The 14757-nt window shown below is 65.9% G+C and carries 13 protein-coding genes and 1 tRNA gene; 6 read left to right on the top strand and 8 right to left on the bottom strand.

The annotated features are described in order from the left end of the window. Positions 1-12: 12 nt before the first annotated feature. The 5 genes from sucC to BACI348_RS05030 form a co-directional block, all read right to left on the bottom strand. Complete coding sequence (gene sucC, locus BACI348_RS05050) at positions 13-1182, bottom strand: ADP-forming succinate--CoA ligase subunit beta (protein WP_159824228.1); 1170 nt, start codon at positions 1180-1182, stop codon at positions 13-15. A 222-nt stretch (positions 1183-1404) separates the two neighbouring features. Then, complete coding sequence (locus tag BACI348_RS05045) at positions 1405-2103, bottom strand: hypothetical protein (protein ID WP_159824227.1); 699 nt, start codon at positions 2101-2103, stop codon at positions 1405-1407. 27 nt (positions 2104-2130) lie between these two features. Beyond that, the gene (locus BACI348_RS05040) at positions 2131-3411 is read right to left on the bottom strand and encodes a glycosyltransferase (protein ID WP_159824226.1); all 1281 of its coding nucleotides are present in this window, start codon (positions 3409-3411) and stop codon (positions 2131-2133) included. A 122-nt stretch (positions 3412-3533) separates the two neighbouring features. After that, a complete protein-coding gene (pcrA, locus tag BACI348_RS05035; RefSeq protein WP_159824225.1) occupies positions 3534-6029 on the bottom strand; it encodes a DNA helicase PcrA in 2496 nt (831 codons plus the stop codon). Positions 6030-6119: 90 nt separating this feature from the next. Next, positions 6120-6950, bottom strand: coding sequence for an inositol monophosphatase family protein (locus BACI348_RS05030; RefSeq protein ID WP_159824224.1), 831 nt, complete (start codon positions 6948-6950; stop codon positions 6120-6122). A 32-nt stretch (positions 6951-6982) separates the two neighbouring features. On the opposite strand from BACI348_RS05030, the gene BACI348_RS05025 reads away from it, so the two are divergent. Further along, positions 6983-7615, top strand: a complete 633-nt coding sequence (locus BACI348_RS05025) for a hypothetical protein (protein ID WP_159824223.1) — start codon at positions 6983-6985, stop codon at positions 7613-7615. On the opposite strand, the gene BACI348_RS05020 is transcribed toward BACI348_RS05025, so the two are convergent. Further along, on the bottom strand, positions 7612-8379 hold the full coding sequence (locus BACI348_RS05020) for a DUF998 domain-containing protein (protein ID WP_159824222.1): 768 nt from the start codon (positions 8377-8379) through the stop codon (positions 7612-7614). The two genes, BACI348_RS05025 and BACI348_RS05020, sit on opposite strands and share 4 nt — an antisense overlap. A gap of 84 nt (positions 8380-8463) precedes the next feature. Here BACI348_RS05020 and BACI348_RS05015 point away from each other — a divergent pair. The 3 genes from BACI348_RS05015 (at position 8464) to BACI348_RS05005 (ending at position 9445) form a co-directional block, all read left to right on the top strand. Continuing rightward, positions 8464-8536, top strand: a tRNA-Arg gene (locus BACI348_RS05015). A gap of 1 nt (position 8537) precedes the next feature. Beyond that, the gene (locus tag BACI348_RS05010; RefSeq protein ID WP_201298377.1) at positions 8538-9032 is read left to right on the top strand and encodes a DUF6314 family protein; all 495 of its coding nucleotides are present in this window, start codon (positions 8538-8540) and stop codon (positions 9030-9032) included. Then, entirely contained in the window at positions 9029-9445 is a 417-nt protein-coding gene (locus BACI348_RS05005; protein WP_159824221.1) for an NUDIX hydrolase, read from the top strand. Before BACI348_RS05010 ends, BACI348_RS05005 begins: the two co-directional genes overlap by 4 nt. 24 nt (positions 9446-9469) lie before the next feature. On the opposite strand, the gene BACI348_RS05000 is transcribed toward BACI348_RS05005, so the two are convergent. Further along, complete coding sequence (locus BACI348_RS05000) at positions 9470-11380, bottom strand: ABC transporter ATP-binding protein (protein ID WP_159824220.1); 1911 nt, start codon at positions 11378-11380, stop codon at positions 9470-9472. Next, a complete protein-coding gene (locus BACI348_RS04995; RefSeq protein WP_159824219.1) occupies positions 11377-13020 on the bottom strand; it encodes an ABC-F family ATP-binding cassette domain-containing protein in 1644 nt (547 codons plus the stop codon). Before BACI348_RS04995 ends, BACI348_RS05000 begins: the two co-directional genes overlap by 4 nt. A gap of 237 nt (positions 13021-13257) precedes the next feature. Here BACI348_RS04995 and BACI348_RS04990 point away from each other — a divergent pair, with 237 nt between their 5' ends. Both BACI348_RS04990 and BACI348_RS04985 read left to right on the top strand, forming a co-directional pair. Further along, positions 13258-13995 carry a hypothetical protein gene (locus BACI348_RS04990; protein ID WP_159824218.1) on the top strand — a complete coding sequence of 246 codons (738 nt, stop codon included), beginning with the start codon at positions 13258-13260 and terminating at the stop codon, positions 13993-13995. Next, positions 13992-14729, top strand: a complete 738-nt coding sequence (locus BACI348_RS04985) for a hypothetical protein (protein ID WP_159824217.1) — start codon at positions 13992-13994, stop codon at positions 14727-14729. The genes BACI348_RS04990 and BACI348_RS04985 overlap by 4 nt, the downstream gene beginning before the upstream one ends. The last annotated feature ends 28 nt before the right edge of the window (positions 14730-14757 follow it).

The raw sequence follows: 14757 nt of genomic DNA, 5'->3' as shown, positions 1-14757 counted from the left end.
TGTCGCGTCCCTTTACTTCGCTGCGTTGGCGAGCTCGGCGGCCTTGTCGGCGCCCTCGTCCATGGTGGCGGCCAGGGTAACCAGCGGGTGGTTGGCCTCGTTCAGGATGCGGCGGCCTTCTTCGACGTTGTTGCCGTCGAGCCGGACCACCAGCGGCTTGTTGGCGGTATGGCCGAGTTCGGCCAATGCGCCGACGATGCCCTTGGCGACGGCGTCGCAGGCGGTGATGCCACCGAAGACGTTGACGAAGACGGACTTGACCTGCTCGTCGCCCAGGATGACGTCCAGGCCCGCGGCCATGACCTCGGCCGAGGCGCCGCCGCCGATGTCCAGGAAGTTGGCGGGCTTGACGTTGCCGTGGTTCTCGCCGGCGTAGGCAACGACGTCCAGGGTGGACATCACCAGGCCTGCACCGTTGCCGATGATGCCCACTTCGCCGTCCAGCTTGACGTAGTTGAGGTCCTGCGCCTTTGCCTTGGCCTCAAGCGGGTCAGCTGCGTCCTTGTCCTCGAGGAGGGCGTGCTTGGGGTGGCGGAAGTCGGCGTTCTCGTCGAGGGAGACCTTGCCGTCCAGGGCCATGATCTCGCCGGCGCCGGTCTTGACGAGCGGGTTGACCTCCACGAGGGTGGCGTCTTCCTTCTTGAAGACGTCCCAGAGCTTGAGGATCACGTCGGCCACTTTGCCGCGGAGTTCCTCAGCGAAGCCCGCGGCTGCGACGATTTCGTCGGCCTTGGCCTGGTCGATGCCTACGGCGGGGTCAATGGCAACCTTGGCCAGGGCCTCGGGGCGTTCGACGGCGAGCTGTTCGATTTCCATGCCGCCCTCAACCGAGCACATGGCCAGGTAGTTGCGGTTGGCCCGGTCCAGCAGGACGGAGAAGTAGTATTCCTCGGCGATATCCGCACCCTGGGCAATCATCACCTTTTTGACGGTGTGGCCCTTGATGTCCATGCCCAGGATGTTGTTGGCGTACTCAAGTGCCTCGTCCGCGGATTTGGCGACCTTGACGCCGCCGGCCTTGCCGCGGCCGCCAACCTTGACCTGTGCTTTGACGACAGTTACGCCGCCGATCTTCTCGGCGGCTGCCTTTGCTTCTTCTGGGGTGTGCGCCACGATGCCGGCAAGCACGGGTACACCGTGCGCCTCGAACATATCGCGCGCCTGGTATTCAAACAGGTCCACGGTTTAGTGTCCTTCTACGTCGAAGTAGTTTCTGTACAGTCGGACACCATCGAAGACGATGACCGGGCTGCGGAATTGCACGCACCGGCGGCCTGTTGGAAACGAGCCACGCGGCGTAATGCTCCACTGGGAACTCTAGTCCTTTGATGGGACCGGCCCGTCCCAGACTACCGCTTATGTGAGTAAGGACACTATTCTATGGAGCGTAGAAAAACCGCGGAATTACGGGGTTTTTGAGGCCCCTGCCGGCGCCGGTGAGGCACTGTCCTGCGGCTTTGAGATCAGTTCGTAACGCTCCGGGGAAACGAAAAATCCGACGCCGGCAGAGACGTTTCCGCACGCCACTCCGCCGTTGTAGGCCGAGCAGCGCAGCCCGTTCCCTTCGAGGTTCTGCCCCTCCCCCAGTACCTGCAGCTGGGCCATCGGGCCCGCCTTGCTTCCTTGGGGGCCGTACGTTGCTTCCATTTGTGTGACGCCGGATCGGCATTCGCCGTACCGGGCGCTGTCCGGGGTCAGCAGGGCAACGCCGCCCAGATAGCCGAGGTTGGTTCCCGCGCAGTCGTCCTTGGCGTCCTCGTCTTTGGGCTGCGGGTACGTGGCCAGTTCACAGTGCGCCACCGGAACTGTTGCGAGCTTGTTGTTGGCGGTGTCACCGAAGTTGTTCTGCTCATAAGGCAGGTTGACGTGTTCCCCCTTGGCCGCCGTCAGCGAACAGGCAACGCTGTGGTCTTCAGTGATGAACGAGATGGCGCCGTCAGCGTTGGAGAAGCCTTTTGGATCCACCAGTGGGGCCTGTTCCAGCTGTTCGAGGGGCGGCAGCGGTGGCGGCGGCACGTAGCCGGGATCCTGGGTGGTGATGGTGCAGGCCGTGCCCGCCGTCAGGATCAGGGCGGCGAAGATCCCCAGAACAGTCCGTCGCATGGCCCCATTATGCTGTATTGCCGCTTCCTAGCTGTTGCTCAGGACACCTTCCACCACTTTGGCTGCAGCTTCAGCGGGGTTCTGGGAGCCGAAGTCCTGGGCCATCTGCTGTGCCCGGTGCTTCCATTCCGGATGGGCCAGGATGGCGTTCACGGCCTTGCCGATGCCTGCCGCGGAGGGGCGGTCCGTCTTTAGGTTGATGCCTGCGCCGGCATACTCAACCCTGGCGTTGACATCGTTCTTTCCTTCGTTGATCCCGGACACCACCAGCGGGACTCCCTTGGACAGTGCAAGCTGGACGCCGCCGAATCCGCCGTTGGTGACAAAGACGTCGGTGAAGTCGAAGACGGCTTCGAAGTCGATGTAGTCGTGGATCCGGATGTTCGGCTGCGGATACCGTTCCCGCAGCTCTGCCGTTCCGCGGCCAGCGGTGGCCACCATCACCAGGGTGTCCGTGTCCTTCAGGGCTTCCAAGGCGGGGATGATGAGCTTGTCCTGGTCCAGGTTGTCCACCGTGCCCTGGGTGACCACAACCGTTCGGGCGAAACCTTCCGGCCGGATCTCCGGGACGGCTGTTCCCGGGGGCCGATAAGGCAGGAGCGCCCCCACGTAGTGGACTTTGGGGTTGTCGTTCCGCCGCGGGAAATCCAAAGACCTGCTGCCGGTCTGGATGACGGCGTCCGAACACCGGTAGGGTTCGTCGGTGAGCCGGCCCCCTTTGGGCATCTCCTGGCCGTAGAACCTGTGCTGCCGCCGGTAACTTTGGCTGGCGGCGCGGAGGATGACCTTGTCCGAGAGGAGCCCGGCCACTGCCTGCAGGGCCTTTTCCCCCGGGTTGCGTGCCGGGCTGAAGCCGAAAAAGAGCGGGGGCACCAGGGGATCGCTTTCCATGTTCGGAATCACCACAAAGCCCACCACCCGCTTTCCCAACAGGTGGGCGACGAGCCGGTGGATGAACATGGAACTGTCCGCCACCAGGACATCGAAGGGAAAATCGTGGTCCAGTTCGCGGATGTCCTCGAAGAAGCTGCTGATGTTGCTGGCGAAGATTTTCTCTCCGTCGAAGCCGATGGCCCGCGGCCCTTTCAGCCTGGCCCGTTCCGGGTACAGCTCCGTGAGGTTGTCCGCACGGTGCTCGATGGCGCGCTTGAACGGAAAGAGCGGTATCCCGAGTTCGCCAAGCTTGCCTGCAAGGACCCGGCCGGTGTACCAGCGGACATCATGGCCGCGTTCCTTGAGTTCCATTGCCACACCGGTCATGGGGTTGAAGTGGCCGTCGATTGCCTGGCTGGCGAACAGAATTTTCACGGAAGTGCCCCGAATCTGCCGTACTGGTCCGCTGGAACCCCACCAAGCCCGGGGCTGCCTGCGCGTTCCTGAACTGTATGACAGCCGGCGGGAGCGGACAAGGACCGTTGTCCGCGGCTCCCTCAGGCGTCGAGTTTGGTGAGCGGCGCGTACCGCAGCAGCAGCCGCTTTTCGCCGACGTCGAACTTCACCTTCGCCACGGTCTTGTCCCCTGCTCCTTCGAGCGCCAGGACTGTTCCATTGCCGAAACTGGTGTGGTTGACCTTGTCCCCCACGCTGACGGCGACGATTTCCTTCTGCGGCTGAACCCGGTTGCGGGCGATGGCAGCGGGGACGTCGGCGTTGAAACCGGCCGAAGGATCGGCGGCAGCACCGCGTGAGGTCCCTGCGCCCCAGAAGGATCCGCTGTAGCGGCCCGAACTGATGGACCCGCCGCCGCCCCAGCCGCCGGCCTGCCTGCTGGTTCCTTCACGCTTCCATTCGAGGAGCTCAGCGGGAATTTCCTCCAGGAACTGGCTGGCCGGGTTGTACTGGCTCTGCCCCCACATGCTGCGGACCTCGGAACGGGTGACATAGAGGCGCTTGCGGGCGCGGGTGAGCCCAACGTAGGCAAGCCGGCGTTCTTCCGCCAGTTCCTTGGGATCCGTGGCTGAACGCTGGTGGGGGAACAGTCCGTGTTCCATGCCGGTCAGGAACACCACCGGGAATTCGAGTCCCTTGGCGGTGTGCAGCGTCATCAGGGTGACCACGCCCAGCCTTTTCGCCTCGGCCACGGCGGCATCGATATCTGCGCCGGGGGCATCGGGAATCTGGTCGGCATCAGCCACGAGGGACACCTGCTCCAGGAAGGCTTCCAGTGACCCCTCCGGGTTCTCCTGTTCGTACTCACGGACGACGGCGACGAGTTCCGCCAGGTTTTCCACCCGGGACTCATCCTGCGGATCGGTGCTGGCGCGCAGCCCGGCCAGGTAGCCGGTCTGCTCCAGGACGGCTTCCAGTGCCGCCGCCGCCCCCGAACCCGCGGCCACTTCGGCCAAGTCATCGAGCAGCTTCACGAACCCGAGCACCGCGTTCACGGACCGGGTGGCCATGCCCGGCGCCTGCTCGGCGCGGCGGGCGGCGGCCATGAACGACGTTCGTTCGCGCTCGGCCAGCGCGGCTACGGCGCCCTCGGCGCGGTCACCGATGCCGCGCTTTGGTTCGTTGAGCACCCGGCGCAGGTTGACGTCGTCGTCCGGGTTTACCAGGACGCGGAGGTAGGCGAGGGCGTCCTTGATCTCCTTGCGCTCGTAGAAGCGCGTGCCGCCCACCACCTTGTAGGGCAGCCCCACCCGGACCAGGACGTCTTCAATGGAACGGGACTGCGCGTTCGTCCGGTAGAAGATGGCGACGTCGCCGGGGCGGAGGTTGTCCTCGTCCTGAAGCCGGTCGATTTCCTTGGCGATGAACTGGGCTTCGTCGTGCTCGTTTTCGCCCACATAGCCGATGATCTTGTGGCCTTCACCCTCGGCGGTCCACAACCGCTTTTCCGGGCGGTTGGGGTTCCGCGAGATCACCGAGTTGGCCGCGGTCAGGATGTTCTGCGTGGAGCGGTAGTTCTGCTCCAGCTTGATGGTCCGTGCCTCGGGGTAGTCCTTTTCGAACTCCACGATGTTGCGGATATCGGCGCCGCGGAAGGCATAGATGGACTGGTCTGAGTCACCCACCACCGTGAGCTCCGAGGCCCCGGGACCTTCCCCGACGATTTCGCGGACCAAGGCGTACTGGGCGTGGTTGGTGTCCTGGTATTCATCCACCAGCACATGCCGGAACCGCCGGCGGTAGGACTCGGCGAGCGCAGGGAACGCACGGAACATGTAGACGGTTTCGGCGATGAGGTCATCGAAGTCCATGGCGTTCGCCTGGCGCAGCCGCTGGGTGTAGCCCTTGAAGACGTCGGCTACCGCGTGCTCGAAGGGATCGTTGTAGTTCGCGGTGGAGGCGTACGAATCGGCGTCGATAAGCTCGTTCTTCAGAGCCGAAATCTTGTGCTGGATGGCTTTGGGTGCGAACTTCTTGGGGTCCAGGTCCAGGGCTTTGGAAACCTGCGTGACCAGGCGCAGCGAATCGGCGGAGTCGTAGATGGAGAAGTTCGACTTCAGTCCGACGTTGGCCGCTTCCTGCCGCAGGATGCGGACGCAGGATGAGTGGAAGGTGGAGATCCACATGATCTTGGCGCGTCCGCCCACGAGCTTTTCAATGCGTTCGCGCATTTCGGCGGCGGCCTTGTTGGTGAATGTGATCGCCAGGATTTCTCCGTGATGGGCCCGTCCCGTGGCGATCAGGTAGGCGATCCTGTTGCTGAGCACACGGGTTTTGCCCGAACCCGCACCGGCCACGATGAGCAGAGCACCACCGGTGTGCTTGACGGCTTCCTCCTGCTGGGGGTTGAGCCCCTCCAGCAGTTTGGCCGGGTCCATGCCGTGGCCCCGGTGCCCTTCCGGCGCCCGGTCTGCGCGGACGCTGCCGCCCGTCCCCGGGGCCGCGGCTACGCCTTCGGACGGCGACTTGGTGCGGGCTGCGGCGGTGGGAGCGGCTTTGAACGGTCCGTCAGAGTACGGGTCAAACAACATATCCATGGTGCCTACAAGTCTAGGCGGTGGGACTGACAGCCAGCTCCAGCCTGTGGATTACGGGCCTTTGTCCACATACGGGCTGACGGGGATGCGTCAGCCCACCGAGCCGGACTCCAGCGCGGCACGCAACTCGCGGACCGCCGTCGTTCCTCCGGCCATGAACCACTCCAGTCCGTTCACGCGGACGGTGTCCACGGCGCCGCCAGCGGCGCGGACGATCGCTTTGCCGGGCAGCCAGTCCCACTCGGGGCAGCTGTGCTGGAACCAGCAGCCCAGCTGCCCGTCGGCCACCCGGCCAAGGTCGCAGGAACCCGAGCCCAGCATGCGCAGCGCGGCGGCGGAGGTGGCGGCGGCGTGCCAAGGCATGGCGCACAGGGGGTCCATCAGCCAGCTCGGGTGGATGTACGTGGCGGCACCCAGTTCGGCGACGGCCGTGCTGTTGCGCGCTCCCCGGTCCTCGTGGAACACCGTGAGGGGTTCGCCGTTCAACGTGGCCGGCCGGGCCCTGCCGCCGAGCCAGAGCTTGTCCTCCTCCGGCTGGAAGATGGCACCCAGCACCACATCGGAGGAGTCCTTCAGGGCGATCGCGGAGCACCAGTAGGTGGAGCCGTGCAGGAAGTTGTAGGTGCCGTCCACTGGGTCAATCACCCAGGTCCGGCCGCTCGTCCCCGGGACCGAGGCGCCCTCCTCCCCCAGGATGCCGTCGTCGGGCCGGCACCGCCGCAGCTGCTCCAGGACGTAGGCTTCGGCGGCGTGGTCGGCAGCGGTCACGACGTCGGACACCGAGGTCTTCTGTTCGGACTGCAGGCCCGCCATCCGCATCAGCAGCGCCAGCTGCCCGGCTTCGCGGACCAGTGCCGCAGCGAGGTCGTGGTCGTCCAGGGAGGGGTCAAGTTCAACAGCGCTGTGCCGGCCAATGGTCATGGCTTCAGTTTATGGGGCGGGATAATGGTGCCATGGCCAAAACCCCTGCGCAGCGGATCAAAAAGCACGGCTCCAAGGCGGCTGTTCCACAGCACCACCTTCCACCGGTGGTGAACCCCACCACGAACCGCACACCCCAGAAGGCGGAGAACAACGGCAACCTGATCCTGATCGCCGGTGTTGTGGCCAGCCTGTTCCTGTTCTGGTACCTGCACCTGCTCACACTTGACCAGCTTCGGCAAATCTCCACCGGGCTGCCCATGCCGGACTCACTCATCGGCGGGTTCGATCCCGCCTACATCAGCCGGCTGCACGCGGTCATGGACGACGACGGCCGGGGCCAGCTCAATTATGTCCACAAAACCGCCGGCACCCTGTTCCCGCTGATCTTCGGGTTCACGTGGCTGCTGCTGATCGGAACAAGCGTTGCCAGGAAGGCGCTGCGCTGGGCGCTGTGGGCCCTTCCGCTGCTCTTTGTGGTGGTCCGGCTCTGGGCCAACGTGGCCATCGACGGCATGCTGGCATCTGCAGACCCCGACGCAGGCCAGGTTGCCCTCGCATCCGCCCTCACCGTTGCCGGCTGGGTCCTGCTGGTCCTGTGCCTCCTCGCAGGCGCCGCCGCATTGCTGTTGCGGACGCGGAAACCCAAACCCAGGGAAGCCTAAAGCGCCTGGCCAAGAGACGCTGCGGCGCGTACCTGCTTCCGCTGCCGGTGCACCCGCTGCGCAATGACCAGGCCGGCGGCAGCCACTCCCACCGTGACCGGGTAACCCATCAGCCGTTCCAACGCTCCGGGTTCTGGCACCTCCATCCGGGTCAGCCCGCCGGTCACCAGGGCGGCGAGGGAAACAGCACCACAGGCCAGGATGAACCACGACATAACGGTCTTCCGCAGCCACAGGAACCCCAGGACCAGCAGGGCTGCCGCCCCGGCGATGAAGTACATCAGGGCACCGGTGTAGTGCCAGCCGGAGCCGGCGTCCTCCGGCACCAGTCCCACGATCACCGTCCCGGCACCTGCCGTTGCGGTCAACAGCCGCACCCAGACGGCCGCCAGCCACGGTTTCCGCCGCCCCGGCTGCACCCGGGCACCCCCAAGGGCGGCCACGCACAGCAGCCCTGAGCCCAGTAGCAGCGCACCCAACAGCATCCCAAGTCCCTGCACTACAAACGAGGCGTTCATCAGCCAGTTCAGCGGCGAACACACGTCGCGGCCGTCAAAGACACCGCACCGCAGGGCGCCCAGGTCGCTGATGTAGCCGGTGCGCAGATCGTACGGGCGGGGGCCGGCCCAGGCCAGGATCACTGCGGCCTCCGCCGCGAAATACTGCAGCACGCTGAGCACCGACCAAGCCCCGATGTACTGCCGCGTGGAGGTGGTGTCCGGGATAACGGTCGCGGAAGCAGCTGTGGACGGCGCTGGACTCATGCCTTGAGCGTAGTACGGCTCCGCACCTTGTATGCTTGTAACCGTGTCCAGCGCGGGCCGGCTCTGCCGATCCAATGGATGCGCGCCCTCGTAGCTCAGTGGATAGAGCACGGCTCTCCTAAAGCCGGTGTCGTTGGTTCGATTCCAATCGAGGGCACTTGGACTTTCCTCCCCCGGAGTTCGACCTCCGTGCCTACCTCCTCGGCCAGACGCCGGCCACTCCGGAGACCGTGCCGCCAAATGGCCGCTGGACCATCAACCGTGACCTGCTGGACCGGGCAGACGGCACCCGCGGAACCTTTTCCGGCGTCGTTCATTTTGTTTCGGCGGACGACGGCGGACTGGACCTCCGTGAGGAAGGCATCATGCGCTGGCCTGCTTTCACCGGCCCCGCCACTCGCGCCTATGTCCTGAAAACGACGGCCCGCCCGGACACGCTTGCCGTATATTTCCCGGACGGCCGCCCCTTCCACAGTATGAGCTTCACCCCGGAGGAAAACCGGGACCGGCACTGGTGCGATCCCGACACCTACCGCGTCACCTACACCTACGGGGGCCCGGACAACTTCAGCTACAGCTGGGATGTCACCGGACCCTCTAAGGATCTCCTGCTGACGTCCCGGCTGGCCCGGTTCCGGAATGAGGAAGCATGAAAAACCGCATCGTCGTCTCCGCGGTCTGCGTCTTCGACAACGCCGGCCGGCTCCTGACCGTGCGGAAGCGCGGCACCGCCATGTTCATGCACCCGGGCGGCAAGCCCGAAGCAGGCGAAAGCGCGGTCCAGGCCGCTGCCCGTGAGCTCGCCGAGGAGGTGGGAATCATCCTCGACCCCAGCGAACTGCAGCTGATGGGCGTCTGGATCGCCGATGCCGCCAATGAAGCCGCCACGGACATCGAGGCCACCGTGTTTATGGCACCGGGCACATGGGAGGCCCACCCGTCTGCCGAGATCGCCGAGATCCGGTGGCTGGACCTGGCAGGCCTTGGCGACGGACCCGGGCTGCCCTCGGACCTGGCGCCGCTGCTGACGGACCATATCCTGCCCGAACTCGCCCGCCTGGCCTGACGCCCGCTCCCGGCCGCCGGGACGCTAGTACTCCGGAACTGCTTCCTGGGCCACGGCGGTGGCTTCGGCGAACTGGGTCCGGTACAGCTCGGCGTAGCGTCCTTCGGCGGCCAGCAGTTCGTTATGCGTGCCGCGCTCCACAATCCGGCCGTCCTCAACTACGAGGATCGCGTCCGCTGCACGGATGGTGGACAACCGGTGGGCAATCACGACGGCGGTACGTCCCTCGAGCGCGGCACCCAGGGCAGCCTGCACGGCGGCTTCGTTGGTGGAGTCCAGCGCGGCCGTCGCCTCATCGAGGATCACTACACGGGGCTGGGCGATCAGCAGCCGGGCGATGGTCAGCCGCTGGCGTTCGCCGCCGGAAAGCCGGTAACCGCGTTCGCCCACCACCGTCTCCAGCCCATCAGGCAGTGACCGGATCATCGTTTCGAGCCGGGCCTGGCGGATGGCCTCCCACATGTCATCCTCGGTGGCGTCGGGCCTGGCAAGCCGGAGGTTGGAGGCAATCGTCTCGTGGAAGAGGTGGCCGTCCTGCGTCACCATTCCCAGGGTGTCGCGGAGGGAATCGAAGGTGGCATCGCGGACATCAAGGCCGGTACCCGGAGCGGTTCCGCCCAGGCGTACGGCGCCGGCATCGACGTCGTAAAGCCGGGCGAGCAGTTGCGCGATGGTCGATTTGCCGGCCCCGGAAGACCCCACCAACGCCACGGTCTGGCCGGGTTCCACCCGGAAGCTGATGCCATGCAGCACCTCGTCGCCGCCGCGGGTGTCCAGCGTGGACACCTCCTCCAGCGAGGCAAGCGACACCTTGTCCGCCGAAGGGTAGGCGAAGCGGACGTCGTGGAACTCCACCGAGACCGGGCCCGGCGGAACCGGCTCAGCGTCCGGCTTCTGCTGGATCAGCGGCTTGAGGTCCAGGATTTCAAAGACCCGCTCGAAGCTGACCAGTGCGCTCATGATCTCCACCCTGGCGTTGGACAGCGCCGTCAATGGGGCGTAGAGCCGGGTGAGCAGCAGGGCCAGCACCACAACGTCGCCGGGCGCCAGCTGGCCGGTGATGGCCAGCCAGCCGCCCAGCCCGTACACAAGGGCAAGCGCGAGCGCCGATACCAGGGTCAGTGCGGTCACGAAGGTGAACTGCAGCATCGCGGTGCGGACGCCGATGTCGCGGACGCGGCCCGCCCGGGCGGCAAATTCGCGGGATTCCTCGTCCGGCCGGCCGAAGAGCTTGACCAGCGTGGCACCGGGTGCGGAGAACCGCTCGGTCATCTGTGTGCCCATGGCGGCGTTGTGCTCCGCTGCCTCGCGCCGCAGGTCCGCCAGCCGGGACCCCATCCGCCGTGCGGGAATGAGGAACACCGGCAGCAGGACCATGGCAAGGACGGTCACCTGCCAGGAGGTCCCCAGCATCACCACGAGCGTGAGGATCAGCGCCACCAGGTTGCTGACCACACCGGAGAGGGTCCCGGCGAACGCGGACTGCGCGCCGATGACGTCGTTGTTCAGCCTGCTGACCAGGGCGCCTGTGCGCGTGCGCGTGAAGAAGGCGATAGGCATCTTCTGGACGTGGTCGAAGACGCGGGTTCGCAGGTCCACGATCACGCCTTCACCGATGGTGGAGGAGAGCCAGCGGCTCACCAGGCCGAGGCCTGCTTCAGCGACAGCGACGACGGCGATCAGCACCGCGAGGCGGACCACTTCCTCCGCTGCAGCCTTGGCGACGATAGCGTTCACCACCTGGCCCGCCAGGACGGGGGTTGCCACCGCCAGGACGGCCATTACCACGGACAACGCCACGAAGGCCAGGAGCCGGCCACGGTGCGGCCGGGCAAAACCCAGGACGCGCTTCAGCGTGGCCTTGGAGAAAGGTTTGCCGCTTTTGGCCCGGGTGAGCTTGTACAGGGAGCTCCAGGCCACCCCTTCCATGCTCATTGCTGCTGCTCCATGACTGTTCCGTTCTCCACATTCCAACGTACATCCAGCCGCACGTTTTCCAGCAGCCTCCGGTCGTGCGTCACCAGCAGCAGGGCGCCGTCGTAGCTTTCCAGCGCCTCTTCAAGCTGCTCGATGGCCGGCAGGTCTAGATGGTTGGTGGGCTCGTCCAGGACCAGAAGGTTGACGCCGCGCGCCTGCAGGAGGGCCAGGGCCGCCCTGGTCCGTTCGCCCGGGGACAGGGAATCGATGGTCCGGGCGGTGTGGTCCGCCTTCAGGCCGAACTTGGCCAGCAGGGTCCGCACCTCCGCCGGAGTCAGGTCCACCAGGACGGCCTCCACCGCATCCGCCAGTGCCAGGTGGCCGGCCAGGAGTCCGCGCGCCTGGTCGATCTCGCCGATGGCAACCGAAGCGCCCATGGCGGCGCTGCCTGACTTGGGTTCGAGGTCGCCCAGCAGGAGGCGGAGCAGGGTGGACTTGCCGGCGCCATTGGGGCCCGTGATGCCGATCCGCTCCCCCGCGTTGAGCTGGAGGTTCACCGGGCCCAGCGTGAAACTGCCCTGGCTCACCACGGCGTCACGGAGGGTGGCCACCACTGAGCTGGACCGGGGTGCCTGTCCGATGGAGAACTGGAGCTGCCATTCCTTCCGCGGCTCTTCCACCACGTCCAGCCGGGAAATCCGCGATTCCATCTGCCGGACCTTCTGGGCCTGCTTCTCCGAGGACTCGGTGCTGGCGGCACGGCGGATCTTGTCGTTGTCCGGGCTCTTCTTCATGGCATTGCGCACGCCCTGGGAGCTCCATTCGCGCTGCGTCCGCGCCCGTGACACCAGGTCCGCCTTGGTGGCGGCGAACTCCTCGTATTTTTCACGCGCATGCCGCCTCGCAACAGCGCGTTCCTCGAGGAAGGCGTCGTAGCCCCCGTCGTAAACTGCCACCGAATTCTGCGCCAGGTCCAGCTCTACCACGGTGGTGACGCACCGGGCCAGGAACTCCCGGTCGTGGCTGACCAGGACAACGCCGCCGCGCAGGCCACGGACAAAGTCCTCAAGCTTCGCCAGCCCGGCCAGGTCCAGGTCATTGGTGGGCTCGTCCAGGAGCACAACGTCGAACCGGCTCAGCAGGAGGGCCGCCAGCGCCACGCGGGCGGCCTGCCCGCCGGACAGGCCGGTCATCTCGGCATCTGCGCCGGTTTCGAGGCCGAGATCGGCCAGGACAGCGGGGATGCGCTCATCAAGGTCTGCGGCGCCGGATGCCATCCAGCGGTCGAAAGCCCGGGAATAGGCGTCATCGGCACCGGGCGCGCCGGAGCCCAACGCCTCGGCGGTGGATTCCATTTCAGCTGTCGCCTCCGCGCAGCCGGTCCGCCGGGCGATGTACGCGGCGACGGTTTCACCTTGGATCCGCTCGTGTTCCTGCGGAAGCCAGCCCACAAAGGCGTCTGCCGGGGCGAGGCTGACGGTTCCGTCCTGCGGCTGGTCCACGCCGGCCAGGAGGCGCAGCAGGGTGGATTTGCCGGCCCCGTTGGCACCCACGACGCCCACCACGTCCCCGGGGGCGACGGTCAGGGAAAGCCGGGAGAAAAGCTGCCGGTGGTCATGACCGCCGGAAACATCCTTGGCAACAAGGGTCGCAGTCATAGATCCATCCTTTCACCGGGGCATCCGCAGCCGGTCTTCCCCGTATCCCGGCCCTGATTCACAGGATGGAGGGCGCCGGAACCGGCGGACATGAAAGAACCCGCTGGTCCGGACTTGGGGGGTGTACGGACCAACGGGCTCGACCATCAAGCATAGTCGATACCGGAGCGCGGGTAAAACCGGCGTCATACCGGCAGGATAAAATCAACACACCATCCGTTCTGCAGAGAGCCCTTTATGACCCTCCCCGCCAAGGCGTTCCAGCGCTGGCTGCAAGGCGTTGCGCCGGAGGCCAGCACTGCTGACGTCTGCAGGATCTCCGGGATCAAGCGGACCACCCTGGCCCAACAGCTGGTCCGTGGAAAAGTATCGGTCACCACCGTGGTCAGCATCAGCCGCGCCTATGGCATCAACCCGGTCGCGGCGTTGGCGGAATTCGACGCCTACCGGCAGCTGGCCGATCGCCAGCCGGGGCCCACGCGCTGCGAACTCGTAAGCCAGATCTCCACCGCCGACCTGTTGCACGCCATGTTGGCGCGGCAGGCGATGGACCCGGATGGTACGTCCGGAGCCGAACCGCCCGCCCTTTCGCCGGCGCCGCACCCCACCTCGGTGAAGAACTGGGTTGATGCGATTGACGACGGCGAGGTGCGGCACCGGGTGTCCGCCGCCACAGGCATAGCGCCACAGAATTATTCAGCCCAGCTGACCGCCAACCGGCTGACTGCGGAGCTGGCGGTGGCCACGGCGCGGGCTGCCGGCGTTGGATTGGCCAGCGGCCTGGTGGCCACCGGACTCGTCACGGAAGACGAGGCCGGCTGGGCTCCTGGGGCCCGCCGCGCCGCACTGGACAGCCTGTCCGATGGGGACCTTGCGGTTCTTGCCGGTGACCGGCTGCAGGCTTTGGGCAAGGTGTTGCGGCGCCAGGAGCAGGACCAGGCGCAAACGGAAAAGATCTGGGAGAACCTGGGATGATTGAAATACTTCAGTGGTCAACGCTGGCCATTTGCGGCCTTATAGCCGCGGCCCGGGTGCCGAGTGCGCTGCGGGGTGAGAACCGGTCGCTCTTCTATATCTTCGCCTTGATGACCGCCGCCATCCTGTTGAGTATCGAGGCACCATACGTTGCCATCGACAAAGCCCTGGGCGGCATTAACCTCGCCAATCTGCTCCTGCGCTTCATCATCTTCGGCGCCATCTACTTTGTGGGCATCCGGGTGACCCGCGGCTTCGGCGCGGACCACGCCTACCGGCTCATCACGGGCAGAACGGGAATGACCGTCCTGCTGGTGATATCGCTGGCTATGGTGTGCATGTTTTTCCTTATGGACACGTCAGGATCGTCTGCCGGGCTGGCGCGGGTGGCGGCCAAGGACAGCTGGAACGCGGCCCTGGTGGAGTACTACGGCGCTGCCGGCCGCGCCTACCCTTCCTACGTGTCCCTGGTCCTGTTGCCGGCCATGGTCCGCGCTGTGGGAAGCAGGTTACCGGTGCTGGTGCGCGTCGCCGCCGGGCTCCTGGCGGTGGGCGGTGTGGCGATCGCGCTGACCCTGCTCTTCCCCGTGGTTCCGCCGGAATGGGGCGCTCTCGAATTCATCGTTAACTACACGGCCGTGCTCTGCTTCGCGCTTGGCCTGGCCCTGATTTGGGCCGCCAGGGTGAGGAACAAGAAGGGTGCACTGGTGAGAAGGACATCTACCGAAACGTAACCTTCCTTCCTTTCACATATTCATTAGA

Origin of the sequence: Arthrobacter sp. 9AX (assembly GCF_902506095.1) — a bacterium.
In the GTDB taxonomy this organism is placed as follows: domain Bacteria; phylum Actinomycetota; class Actinomycetes; order Actinomycetales; family Micrococcaceae; genus Arthrobacter.
The sequence above is the reverse complement of the archived record's forward strand: the minus strand, read 5'-3'. Positions and strand labels throughout refer to the sequence as shown.